The sequence below is a fragment of the Streptomyces sp. NPDC047014 genome, from assembly GCF_040644195.1.
Classification (GTDB): Bacteria; Actinomycetota; Actinomycetes; order Streptomycetales; family Streptomycetaceae; genus Streptomyces.
Genome location: NZ_JBEYVX010000004.1, coordinates 44651 through 62885 on the forward strand (window position 1 = coordinate 44651; position 18235 = coordinate 62885).

Annotated in this window: 15 protein-coding genes and 1 tRNA gene; 3 read left to right on the top strand and 13 right to left on the bottom strand. The window is 70.7% G+C overall.

The genetic code is table 11. The features are described 5' to 3' along the window. Positions 1 to 129: 129 nt before the first annotated feature. From rho to ABZ873_RS03775, 7 genes are all read right to left on the bottom strand, one after another. A complete protein-coding gene (rho, locus tag ABZ873_RS03745; protein WP_360864589.1) occupies positions 130 to 2205 on the bottom strand; it encodes a transcription termination factor Rho in 2076 nt (691 codons plus the stop codon). Positions 2206 to 2634: 429 nt separating this feature from the next. Then, a complete protein-coding gene (gene thrB / locus ABZ873_RS03750; protein ID WP_360864592.1) occupies positions 2635 to 3561 on the bottom strand; it encodes a homoserine kinase in 927 nt (308 codons plus the stop codon). 347 nt (positions 3562 to 3908) lie between these two features. Continuing rightward, positions 3909 to 4979: a threonine synthase gene (thrC, locus tag ABZ873_RS03755; protein WP_360864595.1), complete on the bottom strand. Its 1071-nt coding sequence runs from the start codon at positions 4977 to 4979 to the stop codon at positions 3909 to 3911. Positions 4980 to 4985: 6 nt separating this feature from the next. Further along, on the bottom strand, positions 4986 to 6275 hold the full coding sequence (locus ABZ873_RS03760) for a homoserine dehydrogenase (RefSeq protein WP_360865021.1): 1290 nt from the start codon (positions 6273 to 6275) through the stop codon (positions 4986 to 4988). A 127-nt stretch (positions 6276 to 6402) separates the two neighbouring features. After that, positions 6403 to 7794, bottom strand: coding sequence for a diaminopimelate decarboxylase (lysA, locus tag ABZ873_RS03765; RefSeq protein WP_360864597.1), 1392 nt, complete (start codon positions 7792 to 7794; stop codon positions 6403 to 6405). A gap of 19 nt (positions 7795 to 7813) precedes the next feature. Continuing rightward, complete coding sequence (nrtL, locus tag ABZ873_RS03770; RefSeq protein ID WP_360864600.1) at positions 7814 to 8764, bottom strand: ArgS-related anticodon-binding protein NrtL; 951 nt, start codon at positions 8762 to 8764, stop codon at positions 7814 to 7816. Positions 8765 to 8840: 76 nt separating this feature from the next. Beyond that, positions 8841 to 9311, bottom strand: a complete 471-nt coding sequence (locus tag ABZ873_RS03775; protein ID WP_360865024.1) for a response regulator — start codon at positions 9309 to 9311, stop codon at positions 8841 to 8843. A 106-nt stretch (positions 9312 to 9417) separates the two neighbouring features. On the opposite strand from ABZ873_RS03775, the gene ABZ873_RS03780 reads away from it, so the two are divergent. After that, positions 9418 to 9489 (top strand) — tRNA-Arg (locus ABZ873_RS03780). Between the two features lie 291 nt (positions 9490 to 9780). Here the strand turns inward: ABZ873_RS03780 and ABZ873_RS03785 are convergent. The 6 genes from ABZ873_RS03785 to ABZ873_RS03810 all read right to left on the bottom strand — a co-directional run bounded on the left by ABZ873_RS03785 (position 9781) and on the right by ABZ873_RS03810 (position 16001). Beyond that, the gene (locus ABZ873_RS03785; protein WP_360864603.1) at positions 9781 to 11913 is read right to left on the bottom strand and encodes a DNA methyltransferase; all 2133 of its coding nucleotides are present in this window, start codon (positions 11911 to 11913) and stop codon (positions 9781 to 9783) included. Next, positions 11876 to 12700 carry a hypothetical protein gene (locus ABZ873_RS03790; protein WP_360864606.1) on the bottom strand — a complete coding sequence of 275 codons (825 nt, stop codon included), beginning with the start codon at positions 12698 to 12700 and terminating at the stop codon, positions 11876 to 11878. The genes ABZ873_RS03785 and ABZ873_RS03790 overlap by 38 nt, the downstream gene beginning before the upstream one ends. A 142-nt stretch (positions 12701 to 12842) precedes the next feature. Beyond that, positions 12843 to 13409: a hypothetical protein gene (locus tag ABZ873_RS03795; RefSeq protein ID WP_360864609.1), complete on the bottom strand. Its 567-nt coding sequence runs from the start codon at positions 13407 to 13409 to the stop codon at positions 12843 to 12845. Then, entirely contained in the window at positions 13402 to 14691 is a 1290-nt protein-coding gene (locus ABZ873_RS03800) for a hypothetical protein (protein WP_360864611.1), read from the bottom strand. The genes ABZ873_RS03795 and ABZ873_RS03800 overlap by 8 nt, the downstream gene beginning before the upstream one ends. Next, complete coding sequence (locus ABZ873_RS03805; RefSeq protein WP_360864614.1) at positions 14688 to 15545, bottom strand: ATP-binding cassette domain-containing protein; 858 nt, start codon at positions 15543 to 15545, stop codon at positions 14688 to 14690. Before ABZ873_RS03805 ends, ABZ873_RS03800 begins: the two co-directional genes overlap by 4 nt. Before the next feature lie 18 nt (positions 15546 to 15563). Then, positions 15564 to 16001 (bottom strand): hypothetical protein, encoded by a 438-nt coding sequence (locus ABZ873_RS03810; RefSeq protein ID WP_360864617.1) that lies wholly within the window; start codon positions 15999 to 16001, stop codon positions 15564 to 15566. 320 nt (positions 16002 to 16321) lie between these two features. Here ABZ873_RS03810 and ABZ873_RS03815 point away from each other — a divergent pair, with 320 nt between their 5' ends. Both ABZ873_RS03815 and ABZ873_RS03820 read left to right on the top strand, forming a co-directional pair. Continuing rightward, positions 16322 to 17305: an XdhC family protein gene (locus ABZ873_RS03815; RefSeq protein WP_360864620.1), complete on the top strand. Its 984-nt coding sequence runs from the start codon at positions 16322 to 16324 to the stop codon at positions 17303 to 17305. Between the two features lie 482 nt (positions 17306 to 17787). Continuing rightward, positions 17788 to 18183, top strand: a complete 396-nt coding sequence (locus ABZ873_RS03820) for a DUF6479 family protein (RefSeq protein ID WP_360864622.1) — start codon at positions 17788 to 17790, stop codon at positions 18181 to 18183. The last annotated feature ends 52 nt before the right edge of the window (positions 18184 to 18235 follow it).

Sequence of the window (18235 nt, forward strand, 5' to 3'; positions counted from 1 at the left end):
ATGCCCCACGGGGTTCCATACGGTGCGTCCTGGGAGCAGATGTGGCGAAGCTCGCAGGACGCCCGGAACGCGCGGCAGCCCCCGCCGCGGGTGCGACGGGGGCTGCTGCGCGGGACCGCGTAGCGGACGTCAGTCGTCGTTCTTGCCCGACGGGGTCGTCTTCGCGATCTGCATCAGGAACTCGGCGTTCGACTTCGTCTGCTTCATCTTGTCGAGGAGCAGTTCGATCGCCTGCTGCGAGTCGAGCGCGTGCAGCACCCGGCGCAGCTTCCAGACGATGGCGAGCTCTTCCGCGTTGAGGAGGATCTCCTCCTTGCGGGTGCCCGACGGGTCGACGTCGACGGCGGGGAAGATCCGCTTGTCGGCGAGCTTCCGGTCGAGCTTGAGCTCCATGTTGCCGGTGCCCTTGAACTCCTCGAAGATCACCTCGTCCATGCGCGAGCCGGTGTCGACCAGCGCGGTGGCCAGGATGGTCAGCGAGCCGCCGTCCTCGATGTTGCGCGCGGCACCGAAGAAGCGCTTCGGCGGGTACAGCGCGGTCGAGTCGACACCACCGGACAGGATGCGGCCGGAGGCGGGCGCCGCGAGGTTGTACGCGCGGCCCAGACGGGTGATGGAGTCCAGCAGGACGACCACGTCGTGACCCAGCTCGACGAGGCGCTTGGCGCGCTCGATGGCCAGCTCGGCAACGGTGGTGTGGTCCTCGGCCGGGCGGTCGAAGGTCGAGGAGATGACCTCGCCCTTGACCGACCGCTGCATGTCGGTGACCTCTTCCGGACGCTCGTCGACCAGGACGACCATCAGGTGGCACTCGGGGTTGTTGGTGGTGATCGCGTTGGCGATCGCCTGCATGATCATGGTCTTGCCGGTCTTCGGCGGGGCCACGATCAGGCCGCGCTGGCCCTTTCCGATCGGCGACACGAGGTCGATGATGCGGGTGGTCAGCACGCCCGGGTCGGTCTCCAGGCGCAGCCGGTCCTGCGGGTACAGGGGCGTCAGCTTCTGGAACTCCGGCCGTCCGCGGCCGGATTCGGGCGCCATGCCGTTCACGGAGTCCAGGCGCACGAGGGCGTTGAACTTCTCGCGGCGCTCGCCGTCCTTGGGCTGGCGCACGGCACCGGTGGTGTGGTCGCCCTTGCGCAGGCCGGCCTTGCGGACCTGGGCGAGGGAGACGTACACGTCGTTGGGGCCGGGCAGGTAGCCCGAGGTCCGGATGAACGCGTAGTTGTCGAGGATGTCGAGGATGCCCGCGACGGGGATCAGCACATCGTCGTCGGCGACCTGCGGCTCGTTCGGCGCGAACTCGTCGCGGCCACGACGGCCCCGGCGGTCGCGGTAGCGGCCGCGACGGCCGCGGCGGCCGCCCTCGTCGTCGAAGTCGTCCTGCGGACCGTTGTCCTGGCGGCCCTGCTGGCCCTGGCCCTGGCCGCGGCCGCCCTGCTGCTGGCGGTCGGCACGGTCGGCGCGGTCCTGCCGGCCGCCACCCTGCGCACCCTGGCCGCCCTGGCCGCCCTGACCCTGGCCGCCCTGGCCCTGGTCGTCGGCCTTGGCGCCGCGGTCACGGCGGTCGCGCTGGCGGTCGCCGCGCTCGCCACGCTCGCGGCGGTCACGCCGGCCGCGGCCCTCGCCGTCGCTCTGGGCCTGGCCCGCGGAGACGGCGGTGGCGGCCTCGGCCTTGGCCTCGGACGGCGCGGTGGCCGTCTCGGTCTTCTGCTCGACCTGTACGGAGACGGGGGCCGAGCCCTCCGGGCTGCCGGAGGGAGCCGTGGCACGGCGGCGACGACGCTCGCCGACGGGCGCGTCCTCGCTGGCCGGCTGCCCGGGGATCTCGATCTGCGCGGGCGCGGCGGCCTTCTCGGCGGGCGCCGCGGCGGCGGTCTCCGCCGGGGCGGCGTCGGCGGCGGCCGTACGGGCCTTGCTGGTGGCGCGGCGCTTCGGCTTGGCCTCGGCGGTGTCCGCGGTGGCGGCGGCCTTGGGGGCACCGCTGCCCGCCTGCGCCTCCTTGATGACCTCGATCAGCTGGCTCTTGCGCATCCGCGCGGTGCCCCTGATGCCGAGGCCCGACGCGACCTGCTGCAGCTCGGCCAGGACCATGCCGTCGAGGCCGGTGCCGGTGCGGCGGCGCTTGGGTGCGGCGCCCGCGGCGGGGGCGCTGGTGTCGACAGAGGTGTCGGCAGCGCCCATCAGATCGGTGGTGTCGCTCACGAAGGGTCCTTCCCTGGAGCGGACGTCGGCCTGTCTGGCTCGGCGACCGGTCGTGCTGTCCGACGACGGCCCTAGGTGTGGACCGTGCCGGGGCGGTGGTCCGCCGGGAGAAATACGGCGGAGAGAAACGTGCTGGGGTTCCGGCGAGAGCCCCCGAGCTGAAAGCGTGGGAAATTCACGCCGATTCCGGAGCGTGCTCGAAACTGCTGGAAGTGATCAGAGCAGTCGGGGAGGCTCCCGGAAGAAATGTGGTCCCGGATGGGGACACTGAGCATCGAGCCACGGCGGCTTCCGATGCGCACTTGAGACTAACACTACCGGATCCAATAGATATTCCCCCTCTCAATCACCGGCAATCGCGCGGTTCCGCGCGGGCGGCCTGCCCCGGCCGCCCGCCCCTGACCGGCTGGTCCTGCCGTCGCGGCAGGACTAGCCGCCCTGGGTTCCCAGCGGAAGTACGCTCGCGCCCGCGGCGTCGAGGGCCAGCCGGTTGGCCGCCCATCCCTCGCCCGCGAGCCGCGCGACCTTGTCGGCCGCACCGTTGTCGACCAGCGCGAGGACCGTGGGGCCCGCGCCGGAGATGACCGCGGGAACTCCGTCCGCCCGCAGTCGGTTGACGAGTGCCACGCTCTCGGGCATCGCCGGGGACCGGTACTCCTGGTGGAGGCGGTCCTCGGTGGCCGGCAGCAGCAGCTCGGGACGCCTGGTCAGGGCTTCCACGAGCAGGCCCGCGCGGCCCGCGTTGACGGCCGCGTCCACGTGCGGGACGGTGCGCGGCAGCAGGCCGCGCGCGGTCTCGGTGAGGACGGGCCGGGAGGGGACGAAGACCACCGGAACGATGGACGCGGAGGGCTCCATCCGGATGGCCCGGGCGCTGCCGCCCTCCATCCACGCCAGGGTGAAGCCGCCCAGCAGGCAGGCGGCGACGTTGTCGGGGTGACCCTCGATCTCGGTGGCCAGTTCCAGCAGCGCCGCGTCGTCGAGCTTCGTCTCGCCGCCTATGGTCACGGCGCGGGCGGCGACGATGCCGGCGCAGATGGCGGCGGAGGAGGAGCCGAGCCCGCGGCCGTGCGGGATGCGGTTGGCGCAGACGACCTCCAGGCCGCGCGGCTGGCCGCCCAGCAGGTCGAAGGCGGTGCGCATGGAACGTACGAGCAGGTGGCTCTCGTCCCGCGGGAGGGTGTCGGCGCCCTCGCCCGCGATGTCGATGTTCAGGCCGGAATCGGCCACCCGGACGACGACGTCGTCGTAGAGCCCCAGGGCCAGGCCCAGGGCGTCGAAGCCCGGGCCGAGGTTGGCACTGCTGGCGGGGACGCGCACCCGTACGGCGGCGGCGCGGAACGCTGGACCGGCCATCGTCCGATGACACTCCTTGTGACTGTGCGAGGACTTCGCTCTTCGCTGGCTCGCTGTGAATGTACTGGAGAACCCACGACACCCGAAGGCCCTCGGGGCAGCACCGCAGTCATATGCGCGGTGGCGGATGTAAGTACAGCGTATCGAAGGAAGGTTCTCTCGCGACATAGGGCGCACAGGAGGCGCACGATGCGTGTCGTCGAGCCGACCGGCTCCGGCCGCACTTTTGTTGCCGTACGGGGTGAGTTGCCGGATTCCGGAGGGCCCGCGGACGCCTCGTGGCGCACTCGGCAAAGCGCGCGAAGGCGTGGCGGAACCCTCCGGAACCCGGCTCACACGGCGGTGCCTCAGACGAGTCCGAGGCGTACGGCGGCGGCTTCGGCGTCCACCGGGATGGTGACCGGCTGCGGAGCGCCGGCGACCGCCCAGTCGGGGTCCTTGAGGCCGTTGCCGGTGACGGTGCATACGATCCGCTGCCCCGGGTCGACCAGGCCCAGCTCGGCCGCCTTGAGCAGGCCGGCCACGGACGCGGCGGAGGCGGGCTCCACGAAGACGCCCTCCTGGGAGGCCAACAGCCGGTAGGCGGCCAGGATCTGGCGGTCCGTCACCTCGTCGATGAAGCCGCCCGACTCGTCCCGCGCGGCCAGCGCCTGCTCCCAGGAGGCCGGGTTGCCGATCCGGATCGCGGTGGCGACGGTGTGCGGCTCCTTGACGACCTCGCCGCGCACGATGGGCGCGGAACCGGACGCCTGGAAACCCCACACACGGGGCGTACGGGAGGCCAGGCCGTCGGCCTTGTACTCCTTGAAGCCCTTCCAGTACGCGGTGATGTTGCCCGCGTTGCCCACCGGCAGCACATGCACGTCCGGGGCGTCGCCGAGCGCGTCGACGATCTCGAACGCGGCCGTCTTCTGGCCCTCGATACGCACCGGGTTGACGGAATTGACCAGCGCCACCGGGTAGTTGTCGGACAGCGCGCGGGCCAGGTCCAGGCAGTCGTCGAAGTTGCCGTTCACCTGGAGGATCTTGGCGCCGTGCACGAGGGCCTGGCCCATCTTGCCCAGCGCGATCTTGCCCTGCGGCACGAGCACCGCGGAGACCATCCCGGCGCGTACCGCGTAGGCGGCGGCGGAGGCCGAGGTGTTGCCGGTGGAGGCGCAGATGACCGCCTTGGCGCCCTCTTCCTTGGCCCGGGTGATCGCCATGGTCATACCGCGGTCCTTGAAGGAACCGGTGGGGTTGGCCCCCTCGACCTTGAGGTGCACCTCGCAGCCGGTGCGCTCGGACAGCACCTGCGCGGGAACGAGGGGAGTGCCGCCCTCGCGGAGCGTCACCACGGGAGTCGTGTCCGTCACCGGCAGGCGGTCCCGGTACTCCTCGATGATGCCGCGCCACTGGTGGGTGCGATTGCTGCTCATGGGTCCTTACTCCCCTTCAACACGCATGATGCTGGCGACACCGCGCACGGTGTCCAGCTTCCGCAGTGCCTCGACGGTCCCGGAGAGGGCGGCGTCGGGCGCGCGGTGGGTGACGACGACGAGAGACGCCTCGCCGTCCTTGCCCTGCTGCCGCACGGTGTCGATGGAGACACCGTGCTCCGCGAAGGTGGTCGCCACCTGGGCGAGCACGCCCGGCTTGTCCGCCACATCGAGGCTGATGTGGTAGCGGGTGACGACATCCCCCATGGGGCTGACCGGCAGCTGGGTGTACGCCGACTCGCCGGGCCCCGTTGCCTCGGCGAGCTTGTTGCGGGCGACGGCGACGAGGTCGCCGAGGACCGCGGACGCGGTGGGGGCACCGCCCGCGCCGGGCCCGTAGAACATGAGCCGCCCCGCGGCCTCCGCCTCGACGAAGACGGCGTTGTACGCCTCGCGGACGGAGGCGAGCGGGTGGCTGAGCGGGATCATCGCCGGGTGCACGCGGGCGGTGACGGACTCGCCGTCCGCGGCGCGCTCCAGGATGGCGAGGAGCTTGATGGTGCAGCCCATGCGCTTGGCCGAGGCGAAGTCGGCGGCGCTGACCTCCGTCATGCCCTCGCGGTAGACGTCGTCGAGGCGCACGCGGGTGTGGAAGGCGATGCCGGCCAGGATCGCGGCCTTGGCGGCGGCGTCGTAGCCCTCGACGTCGGCGGTCGGGTCCGCCTCGGCGTACCCGAGGGCGGTGGCCTCGTCCAGGGCCTCCTGGTAGCCGGCGCCGGTGGAGTCCATCTTGTCGAGGATGAAGTTCGTCGTGCCGTTGACGATGCCCATCACCCGGTTGATCTTGTCCCCGGCCAGCGACTCGCGCATCGGGCGGACCAGCGGGATGGCGCCGGCGACGGCCGCCTCGTAGTACAGGTCGCGCCCGTGCCGCTCGGCGGCGGCGTGCAGCGCGGCGCCGTCCTGGGCGAGCAGCGCCTTGTTGGCCGAGACCACGGAGATGCCGTGCTCGAAGGCGGTGGTGATCAGGCCGCGGGCCGGCTCGATGCCGCCGATGACCTCGATGGCGATGTCGATGTCACCGCGTTTGAGCAGGGCGGTGGCGTCGGTGGTGATCAGCGCCGGGTCGACGCCCTCGCGCACCTTGGAGGGACGGCGCACGGCCACGCCGGCGAGCTCGACCGGCGCGCCGATCCTCTGCGTGAGGTCGTCGGCGTGCGTCGTCATGATGCGAGCCACCTCTGAGCCGACCACTCCACAGCCCAGCAGCGCCACCTTCAGCGGACGCGTACGCATCATTCGACCTACGCCTTTCGATCTTTCTGCGACACCCCGCGCGCGGATTGCGCGCGGGGTCTGAACCAGTCTCACTCAATGGACAGCAGTTTCCATCCTCGGTCCATTGGCTGAGATACCTATTTCATCATCCGAGGTCGAGACGCAGGAGATCTTCCTCCGTCTCGCGGCGAACGATCACCCGGGCCTGCCCGTCACGCACCGCCACGACCGGCGGGCGCAGCGCGTGGTTGTAGTTGCTGGCCATGGAGCGGCAGTACGCGCCGGTCGCGGGCACGGCGATCAGGTCGCCGGGCGCGAGGTCGGCGGGCAGGAAGGCGTCCTTCACCACGATGTCCCCGCTCTCGCAGTGCTTGCCGACGACGCGCACGAGCAGGGGCTCGGCCGTCGAGGACCGGGAGACCAGGCTCACGGAGTACTCGGCGTCGTACAGGGCGGTGCGGATGTTGTCGGACATCCCGCCGTCGACGCTGACGTACGTACGCAGCCCCTCCAGCGGCTTGATCGTGCCCACCTCGTACAGCGTGAAGGCCGTCGGGCCGACGATCGCGCGGCCGGGCTCGACGGAGATCCGGGGGGCGCGCAGGCCGGCGCTCTCGCACTCGCGGGCGACGATCTCGGTGAGGGACTTGGCGATCTCGTGCGGCTCGCGCGGGTCGTCGCTCGCGGTGTAGGCGATGCCGAGGCCGCCGCCGAGGTCGATCTCGGGCAGCTCGACCCCGTGCTCGTCGCGGACGGCCGCCAGCAGCCGCACCACGCGCTTGGCGGAGACCTCGAAGCCCGCCATGTCGAAGATCTGCGAACCGATGTGCGAGTGGATGCCCAGCAGCTCCAGCGAGTCGTGCCCGAGGGCGCGCCGCACGGCCTCGGCGGCGGAGCCGTCCGCGACGGCGATGCCGAACTTCTGGTCCTCGTGCGCGGTGGCGATGAACTCGTGGGTGTGCGCCTCGACGCCGACCGTGACGCGGATCTGCACGGGCTGGCGTACGCCCAGCTCACGGGCGATGTGCGCGACGCGGGCGATCTCCTGGAAGGAGTCGAGGACGATCCGGCCGACCCCGGCGCCGACGGCCCGGCGGATCTCCTCGCCGGACTTGTTGTTGCCGTGGAAGGCGATCCGGCCGGCGGGCATCCCGGCGGCGAGGGCGGTGGTCAGCTCGCCGCCGGAGCAGACGTCGACATTGAGCCCCTCCTCCTTGAGCCACTTCACGACGGCCTTGGAGAGGAACGCCTTGCCGGCGTAGAAGACGTCGGCGTCCTTGCCGAAGGCGGTGGCCCAGGCGCGGCAGCGCTGGCGGAAGTCCTCCTCGTCGAGGAAGTAGGCGGGGGTCCCGAACTCCTCGGCCAGCGCGGTGACTTCGACGCCGCCGACGGAGACGACCCCGTCCTCGCCGCGCCGTACGGTACGGGCCCAGACCTTCTCGTCGAGCACGTTGAGGTCGGCGGGCGGCGGGGAGTAGTGCCCCTCGGGCAGGACATCGGCGTGGCGGGGTCCGGCGGGGTGCGCGGAACGGCTCATCGGTATCTCTCTTCGGGGTTCATAGGCGTTCGGGTGCGTCCATGCCGAGCAGGGCCAGGCCACCGGCCAGCACCGTCCCGGCGGCTTCGGCGAGGGCGAGCCGGGCGCGGTGGGCGGCCGAGGGTTTCTCGTCCCCCTGGGGCAGCACGCGGTACTGGAAGTCGAGCAGCGCGTCGGCGATCCCGACGAGGTCCCGGACCAGCCGCTCCGGCGCCCGGTGGTGCGCGGCGGCTTCGAGTGCGAGGGGGTGGTCGGCGAGCGCCCGCAGCAGGGCGTCCGCGCCGTCCACCGGGCCCGGCTCGGGCCGGAACCCGAGCTGGGCGGCATTGCGTACGAGGGCCCGCGCGCGGGCGTGGGCGTACCGCACCCGGAAGAACTCACTGGCCTCGCCCTGGTGCAGCAGGACGTCGGAGAACACGGGCGTCTCCCGGGCGGGCACGGCGAGCATGGCCCAGCGGGCGGCGTCGGACCCGAAGCGGGCGAGGACATCGCCGTCGCGGGCGGCGACGGGGGCGGCCGGAAGGCCCCTGTCGCCGCGCCCCTGGAGGCGGAGAAGCCGGAGCACGGCAGCATGGACGACGTCCTGGCGACGGGTACCGGGACCGCCGGCCCCTGGCACGCACAGGGCACGAACCACCCGATCCCGAAGCATCACGCCGGCGACGAGGCCGGGCGCGGACGGATCGGGGAGCACAAAATTGAGGAACCCGGCTCCGGTGACGTCGACGCGCTCGATCCCGGGCTCGGCGCCGAGCCGCCGGGCCAGTACGCCGGCCACCTCGCGCGGCGGCCGTCCGGCCGCGCGGGCGAGGGAGAGGGCGACGGGGGAGGCGTACTCCCCCACCCCACCGGGCCGCGTCCGCTCGACGACGACCCGCTCCGGAACCGCCGTCCCGGCACCCAGCTCCCCGTCGGCGACGGCGCGGCGCACGGCACGTACGACGCACGGGGAGAGGTCGGCGGGGGTCACGGGACCAGCCTAGGGGAGACGCCGGGTCATCCCGCGAGGGGTTTCGCCATATGAACAGGGGGCCCGGCGAAGGGCCTCACCGACCGGTCCCGGCGGGCGCCCCTCTCCTCCCGTCGCGCCGGTCCTTGCGCTCGGCGAGCGTCCGTACGACCCGTACCAGCTCGGCGGGCTCGAAGGGCTTCGCGAGGAAGGCGTCGACCCCGGCGGCGTTCCCGGCCTCGACCTCCTGCTGCGTACAGGCACTGATGATCGCGACGGGCACGTCCCGGGTCCGCGGATCGGCCCGCAGCTGCGCCACCGCCCCGAGACCGTCGAGCCGCGGCATGACCACGTCGAGCGTGATCACATCGGGGCAGACACGGCGCACGACGTCCAGACACTCGGCACCATCATTGGCGGTCACCACCTCGAAGCCCTCCAGCTCGAGGTTGACCTTGATCAGCTGCCGGATGACCTTGTTGTCGTCGACAACGAGAACCCGGCCAGAGACGCCTGGCACAACTCGAGAGTAGGTCGAGCGGGGCCCCCGCGTCCGGGTTTTTGCCACTTCCACCCCGTGCGGGCGACGGACACCCCTCTCCACCACAAACGGGTTCCTGATCACCCCACGGAAGCTGGTAGTGTTCAACCCGTCGCCGCACGACGGCGGACACGCCCCCGTAGCTCAGGGGATAGAGCAACGGCCTCCGGAGCCGTGTGCGCAGGTTCGAATCCTGCCGGGGGCACTTCGCAGGAAGTGCCCAAAGACCCCGCCACCAGCGCAAACGCTGGAGACGGGGTCTTCGCGTATGCGCGGCCAACTGCCCGCGCGTGCCCGCGCATTCCAAGGGGTGCGGATCATGCGCGAGGCCGGGTCAGGCCGCGACGCTCCTGCGAGACCGGCAAAAGTACGGGGCGGCCGACCGCACCAGGTCCGAAAGAGCTCTCGACGCGCCGAGGCGGGCACCGCGCTGGTCGTCCGGCTCCTGCCGCGACGGGAGTCAGGGCGAGCACGGGGCCGCCACAGACTGATCAGGTCATGCATTGCCGTCGCGGAAACGAGCCACGCTTGCGTTCGTCAGGGCCTCGGCGAGTTGCGACAGGGCTGGAAGAGCCAGCCCTGCACTCAGCGTGTAGGTCGCCAGTACGTGCCCGCGGATAACCGATCTGACATCGCCGACGCCGACCTGCACGCCCGCCTGCCGCAGATCATTGAGCAGCTTCTCTCCACGCGCCGCCGCGACTGCAGGCGAGTCCACGGCATGACGGATCTCGGACCGTCTCCGGCACACGACGATTGAGTCGAGGTTGGAGGGTTCCTTACCAGCTTTCGTGATGCTCGTCGTCATCTCACCCTTGATCGGCTGAATGGCCGTGACCCCGAAGCCGGCATCGTTCAGCGACTCGACAAGGCCGACCCACGCCGTCAACCGGGCCTGGTGAAAGGTGAACGCCAGCAAGCCCCCCGGCTTCAGGACCCGCTCGCACTCCCTCCAGACACGCGAAATCGCATCACTGAACTGGCGTGGGTCAGCACTCTGCACCTCACCGGCGTTCCTCGTCGTCTCGTCGGAAGACGGATACCCCGAGTAGGGCTTCATCCCCCTGAGCCAGGCATGGAAGAAGTCAGCAAGTTCGGAGTAGTGGACATTGTCCATATAGGGGGGATCGGTCACGATAAGGTCGACAGAGCCGGACGGCAGATCAGTGCAAGACGAGTCGCCATTACGGATATAGAACTGCTTGACGTCCAGGCCCCGCTCCGGCCAACCATCCAGGAGTTGCCCACTAAATGAGGACGACAATCCTGTGACTCTCTGGACACTACCTTTGGTCAAAACCTGATCAAAGGGTTCGGTCTTGTATTCGTGCGCTCGGACGATCCGGCTTCGAAAGAGGGTGGAGAATGATCCGGACGACGCAGTTGTTCCCCAAGGGTGGGCTTCGAGAGGGGCACGCTCAGGTTTGAGAACATGGTGACTAAACATATGCCTGACCGCCCCCGTCCCTTCCCCCTTGAACGAACAGAACATGTTATTGAACTCAAGAGTTCCGGAGAAGAGCGCGGCAAGTGCCTCCCGCTCGGCATCACCGGAGTCGACATCACGAATCGCGGCACCCAGAAGGCCAAGCGAATAGAGTTGCCGACTGTTGAAAAATTGACTCCACTCCGTGAACCCCCACCGCATCGCCTGGCGAGTGTTTTCCCCGGGATCAAGCCCCCCCACCGGCAGGACGAGGTCGCGCTTACGCGTCTCCAGCAGATCGATGCACTCCGCATAGAGGGACTGGTCAAACGAATCAACGGACTCGTATCGCTTTGCCCCGTCAAAACCGAGGACGAGCTTTGCGTACATCTCCTGCTGAGGAACTTCACCACGCAAAGCGTCCAGCACTTTGGAAATATGGCCGTTGGGGCATGTGACCTGACTTCGATTCACCGCACCGGTGCGTCCGAATTCATGACCGTTGCGGCACTCGGCCGACTCGAAGTCGTAGCGGTTGACTTGCACATCCAAGCACACCGGGCACACAATTTGCGCCTCGGGAACCCTCTTGGGGTAGGCGTGCTGAGAGAACACATGATTCGAGAAGAGACGGGTCCTCGCCTCACATTCCGGGCAGCGAACTACCGCGACCCAGAAGTAGTAGAGAACCGTCTCACCGCTTTCGGCGCGGTGCACGCGGTCGATCTCCTCGCGGCACTTCGCTTCGACACGACCGAACGCTTGGCGCAACTCGGCAATATCCCACCGCTGCACAGCTTGACGCTGAACAAGCGTGGCCACCGGGTTGATATCGGACCCGATGGCACGCGCCCCCATTTTGGCCGCCTCGACAACGGTGGTGCCTGAGCCCGCGAACGGATCGAACACAACCAGACCGCCGAGGTCTACAGGCGCACTGTAAGACTCAAGGGCATCACCATCGGCCTCGGTGACTGCTGCCGCGATGATTCCACGAAATACACTGCCCAGGCGCTTCGCCCACCACTTGTGAGTACTCGTGGCCGGCCGATGAATTTCCTTCCGCCACGACTCGTTCTCTGCAATCTTGCTGAGTGCAACAGCAGGGAAAGACCCTTCCAGAGCGGACGAACTGGGTACGCCCCGACGGACTTGCGCGTCGACGTCAAAGAGAGTCTGGTGACGGGGGCTCGGGTAGTTCATCGATCTCATCCAGTAGAGGCTGTCGGGGCAGTCGCCTCACGCCTTTCATGGCAACTGAACCAGCTGGATCACTGGCCGCCCTGTACGCTGTGAAGGTCCTGACGGATCCGGCTGTCGGATTTCCCGTCAGCACCGTACGCAGAGAGTTGTCGCGGAAGTCGAAGGTGTACTCGGCCGCAATTCTATCAGCCTCCGTACGCACCAAAGATCCGACCTCCCTCAGACCATCCACACCGGTAAACGCATCTTCACTCGGCGCAATCAATGTGCAATGGGAGGCAAGTCCGTCCACCAGCGCATAGGGCGTGGGAGCGACGTACATTTTTCGGTCGCGCACCAAGATATCACCATAGGAGCCGAAGTCGCGAAAACTGTCGTTCTTATGCACGTAGTGGTGATGGGCGTTGAGGAAATCGCCATGACAGATCACTAGATCGAGTACCGGAAACTGATCGCCCTCGAACTCCTTCGGATATCGACCGAAGATGTAGTAGACGGACCTATCGCCATGCCGTCCGGTCGCAAGCTGACTGTTGCAGTCAAAATCTGCCTGCCGCCCAGGGGCCTCCAGCCCTTTCACCTCGTACCCTTCGAGGTAGTCGATCATGATGTAATCCGGGTATTTGTTTCTCTTCGTCTCTTCCCACAAAAGCCCCGTCTCGGTGATCCGCTCACCTACCCAGTCCTGGAAGTGGAACTCCTTATCCCTCCTGCTCCTGCGATGAATCAGCTCCCCTCGTTGCATGGCTTCATAGCAGGAAAGGAACACCGAGACAACCGTCACCATCCACCCCTTACAGTTGCGCAACCCACCCTCGACCTGTCGGGCAACCCTAATGCCACTGTGACCCCGTGCGGGGGGATCGTGCCGCGCAGCGCACTCAGGGCCGCGCGGAGTGACGAGTTCCGGCATTGGCAAAGGACGAGGGTCAGAAGCGGGGCCCTCGGAGGATGTACGTCGGGAGGGCTGTTGCGGCCATGAGCAGCGTGATGAGCCACGCGTGTGGTGTCGGGCCCGGGAGTAGGAGGAGGGACCAGGGTTCCACCCGGGCCTGGGGTTTGGTGCCGATCAGCCACATCGCCATCGGGACCGCCACCGGGGGGACCCAGGCCGCCGCGGGGGGCAGGACGCAGCAGGCGGCGTAGGCCAGGGATGTCAGCAGGAGGGTGTTGCGGAGGGCGACGGCCGGGTCGTTCGTGGCGCCCGCCAGGGCGAGCGCGGCCGCGAGGGTGAGGACCAGGGCCGTGGTCAGGGCGCGGAGGCGGGCGGGCGTGGGGGCGAGGCGTTCCGGGACCTCGGCGGCCGTGGCGAGCACCGAGGGCAGGAACGCGGCGAAGAGGGCGGGGACCATCGGCCAGAGGGCGCCCTGTACGCCGTCCCGCGCGGGTACGTCGTACAGCCGCAGCGGGGTCGCGAGCCACAGCAGCGCGCAGAGCAGGGCGACGAGTGCCTGGCGGCCGAGGCGCCAGCGGCGGACGTAGACGAGGCTAGCCATCGCAGGCGGCCAGGCCCTGAAAGGCGGCGCGCGCCACCGCGATGCGCTCGGCCGGCGAGCCCGAGGTCAGCCGGGGGTCCAGGAGCGGGTCCTCGTACGCGGGGGCTCCCACGGCCGCGGCCAGCCAGTAGCGGGCGTTGACGTGGTGGCGCTCCATCGGGGTGCCGGGCTCGATCGCGCAGTCGGAGCCGTAGTAGGTGCCGAGGAACATGTCGAGCAGCAGTTCGCTGTCGCCGCCCGTGACGGTGTCCGGGGAGAGCTGGCCGGTGTTCCTGCCGCTCCGCAGCGCGTCCTGGCGGAAGGCGGCCGGGGCGGGCAGGTCCAGCTCGGCCATGGCCGTCACCAGCGGGGTGAGCTTCGCGCGCAGCCGGGGCTCGTACGTCGCGTAGCCGCGGCCGAGGCAGATCTCGGGGCGGGTGCCCTGGCAGCGGACGTCGCCCGGGCGGGCTTCGAGGTAAAGGGGGTCGGCGGAGGCGAGGTGGCCGGCGGAGAGGACGCACAGTACGGCGGTGGCGGCCGCGGCGAGGAACTGGCGCGGGCGCAGGTGGTGGAGGGCGGTGCTCCAGGCGGCGGCGATCAGGACGAGCAGGGTGGCGGCGGCGTAGAAGGCGATCTGGGCGGTCTGGGTGCCGGCCTTGGGCCGCAGTCCGACGAGGGAGCTGGTGGCCCCGCCGACCATCACGAACTCCGACAGCTCGCCCGAGTAGAGGAGGAGGAAGACGAGGAAGACGACGATCGCCGCCAGCGGGGCCGCGACCTTGCCGCCCTCGCCGCTCAGCCGGCCCGCCGCGAGGCCGACGGCGCAGGCGAGGCCGAGGAGGGCGAGCGCGGGCAGCGGGGTGAGCAGTTCGGGCGGGCCGAGGGCGGCCAGGGCGCCGGTCCGGGCCACGAGGCCGAGGACGAGGACGAGCCCCAGGAGGAAGGCGGCGCAGCACCAGGCGAGGAGGGCGGCCCAGGCCGCGGCGAGCATCGCGAGGGGGCGATGGTGGGCGGACAGGAAGGGGGCGGCGCGGGCGAGGCGATGGCCCTCCCAGGCCGCGACGCCGGCCAGCAGCGGGCCGAGCAGCATCACGGTGAAGTTGTACTGGTACACCGCCCACATGGGTTCGTAGCGCCAGCCCATGGGCCGCAGCAGGGTGTTGAGGACGACGAGGACGAGGAGGAAGGGGAAGGCGGTGCGGCCGAGCGAGCGGCGCAGGTGGAGGCGGGCGGCGCCGGTGCTCCGGGCGGTGGCGGCGGTGGACCGGTCGGCCCTCGTGGTCCGGGTGGCGGTGGTGGTCATCGGGCGCCTCCGACGGCATCGTCCTGGGATGAACTTCCACCGCTGCTCAGGTCGTTGAGGGCGCGTTCCACCGAGCGCGCGGTGTCGCCGGTGCCGGCGCCGGCCCGGGCCATGAGTTCCGCGGGTGTGCCGTCGAAGACGACGCGGCCCTCGCGCAGCGAGAGGACGCGGTCGGCCAGCAGCTCGATGTCCTCGGTGTGGTGGGTGCTCAGGACGACGCAGCGGGTCCGGCCGAGGCGGGCCAGATAGGTGCGCAGCTCGATGCGGTGCTCCACGTCGATGCCGGTGGTGGGCTCGTCGAGGAGGAGGACGGCGGGCTCGTGCACGACGGCCTGGGCGATATGGGCGCGCTGGCGGTTGCCGCCGGAGAGGGTACGCAGGCGGGCGTCGGCCACGCCGGTGAGGTTCAGGTCCTCGATCACGTCCCGGACGGCCCCGGCGCGGCGGGCGCGGGGGATGCCGCGCAGCCAGGCGGCGTAGGAGACGGCCTCGTGGACGGTGAAGTGGGCGGGGAATTCGGGGGCTTGGGGGAGGTAGCCGATGGCCTCGCGGTGGTGGCGGAGGCTTGGGCGGCGGTGCGGTGCGCGGTCGCCGAGGGTGACGGATCCGGCCGCGGGGCGCAGGAGGAGGGCGCAGACCTTGAGCAGGGTCGTCTTGCCCGAGCCGTTGGAGCCGGTGAGGGCGGTGATGCCGGGCCGGAGGGCGAGGGCGGGGATGTCGAGGGTGGTTTTGGCCCGGTACCGGACGACGAGGTCGCGGATGTCGAGGCCGCAGGGGGTCGCGGCAGGGGTGGATCCGCCGCGTACGGCGCCCGGCTCCCCGGGCGCGCGGTCGCTTCGTCGAGGGGTGATCATCGTGGGTCCTCGCCGTCGTCAGTAGTCGAAGGAGGGCAGGGCCTGGGCCGAGCACGTATCCGGGACCGGCCACCCGCGCTGGACGCACGCCCGCGTGCCTCCTCGTACGGATTTCGCCGTCGGTTCGAGCGGGTACTTGAGGTGGTGGGTGACGTAGTACGTGTGGTTGTGCTCGGGGGTGTTGAGGGCGTGGACCTCGGCTCCGTTCTCGAAGTACCAATTGCCCGTGGTGTAGACCGTGTTGCCGTCCGCCGCGAGGTCCTTGGACATGACCTTGTTCAGCGCGTTGATGTTGCGGTCGTTGCGGAAGTCCCCGTAGGCGGTCGCGCGGGCCTTCCCGTCGTAGGACACCGTGACGCTTCCCCAGCCCACGGCCGACGCCGAACCCGCCATGATCGTGACGAGGAGGACCCCGCCGGTGGCGGAGGCGGCCTGTGCGGGGGTGGTGCGGAGCATGAACACGCCTTTCGGAGCGGGGACTTCACGACGCGCGGCGGCGCCGGAGGACGCCGAGCATGGCATGCGGTGTGTAGTGGTTTGGGCCGTATGGGGCACAGAGGCCCGGATCGGCCCCGATCAGGTGACATGGGCGTCAACGCGGCAGGCCGTGGCTCCCCGGCGGGGTTCCGGTGATCCGTACGAGGCCGGGCGCGGGGAATCTGTGGGTTCGGCGGGTGGGGTGGGGGGCCGGGGCTGCCTATGGTGGGAGGTGAGGCCGCATCGTGCCGCTGAGCTGGCGCTTTGCGGGGAGAGCGCGGAGTGGATGGGCGGCGCGGATGCGTGAGCTGGTGGAGACGGCGCAGCGGTGGACGGCCGAGGGGCGGGCCGGGTTTCTCGCCCGGCCCGTGACCGAGGAGGGCTTCGGGCCGCGGGATCCCGGCGGGGCCGTGCTCGTGGACCCGCGCGGGGAGTGCGTAGGCGCGCTGTACCGGGGGGTCTTCGACGCCGAGCTGGTCGCGGAGGCCCGGGCGGTGCCGGCCGGGGCCACGGCGCGGGTGTGCGAGGTGTCGGTGCTGCGGGCCGAGGCGGAGGCGGCGCGGCTGACCTGCGGGGGCCGGGCGGAGGTGCTGCTGCAGCCGCTGGCGGGGATTCCGGCGCGGTGGTGGGAGCTGCTGGGGGCGGGGGCCGGGGTGGCGCTGGTGACGCGGCTGAACGAGGCGGCGGACCGGGCCACGAGTGAGGTCGTACGGGCCGCCGAGCCCCCGCGGGACGAGGCCGGGCGGCGGGCGGCCGAGCTGCTGGCCACGCGGCGGCCGGGGCGGGACGCGGTGTACGGGGATGCGGGGCTGGTGCTGGTCGAGGCGTACCCGTCGGCCCCGTACGTGGTCATCGGGGGCGGCGGCGAGCTGGCGGAGCTCATCGAGCGGCAGGCGCTGCTGCTGGGGTGGGAGGCCGTACGGGTCGAGGCGGCCGAGCAGGCGGCGAAGGCCATCGCGGCGCGGCGGGATGCGGCGTGCGTGGTGATGCTGAGCCACGACGAGGAGTTCGACGTACCGACGCTACGGGCGGCGCTGGCCGCCGGGGTCCCGTACGTCGGGGCGCTCGGGTCGCGGCGTACGACGACCCGGCGGCGCGAGGGCCTGCTGGCGGCGGGGGCCACGGAGGCGGAGCTGGCGCGGGTCCACGGCCCGATCGGCCTGGACCTCGGCGCCCGCACCCCGGCGGAGACGGCCCTGGCAATCTGCGCGGAAATCCTGGGCGTACTGGGCTCCCGCGGGGCGGGGGCGCTGCGGGACAGCGGGGGGCCGATCAACGGCTAGGGCGGGGCGGTCCGGGGAGACTCCGTGGCACGGGGGCGGAGCCCGGGGCCTGCGGCCGGGCGGCTGCGGTGCCGCGAGCCCGCACCCACCCTCAGCCGCGACCGCTCCCCCGCACCTGGGGCGGAATCCAGCGGAGCGGTTACGCGTCTGCGGCTCCGTCGCCATCACGCGCCGCTGGCGCAGGCGGGGGACGACACGGGCAGCCACCCGGGCGTCCATGTGGGGACCGCCTGCCTCCGCACGGCGTGCGGCGGGTCGGGCGGACACACCTCCGGGTGCGGGCCGTACCGGTACGCCCAAGGAGCGGGCGAGCTTCGCGGCGCCGACAGCCGGACGAGCCCAGGTGGCGGCCGCCGTAGGTCCCGCGACCGGAGGCCCGGAGCCCGGGGCCCGGCGGCCCCGCCCGCACCCACGAGCCCCCGACCCCTCGCCGGACGCTCTCGGCAGGCGAGATTTGGTAGGTCGTGGGAGAAAATGTCCCTATGGACATGATCCTGAGCGTGGACCCGGTCGCCCTCGACATCGTGTGGTTCCTCGTCGTCGGCATTCTCGTCGCCGGCATGCTGCTGGGCGGCTTCAAGCTCGGTCAGCGGGTGCGGGCCAAGGAGCCGCCGCCGCCCTCCGCCGAGGAGCAGCCGCATCTGCCGGACGGCGGAGCGGTGCACGAGGTGCGGGAGGAACGGGATCAGGTGGAGATCCCGAAGACCGGCCTGCGGCCGCACGATATGCAGGGCTACGGGAACTTCGGCTCGACGACCTCCACCCACCCCGACGAGGTCCGCGCCGAGCGGGAGTCCGGCTACAAGCAGCCGGAGGGGCCCGGTCCGCACCCGCAGCCGGGTGCTCCGCCGGACGCCGGCCGAGGCGCCCACGCCTGAGCCGGAGAGAACCGGAAAGAGGCCCGAGAGAAGCAGCACCGGACCTGTGACC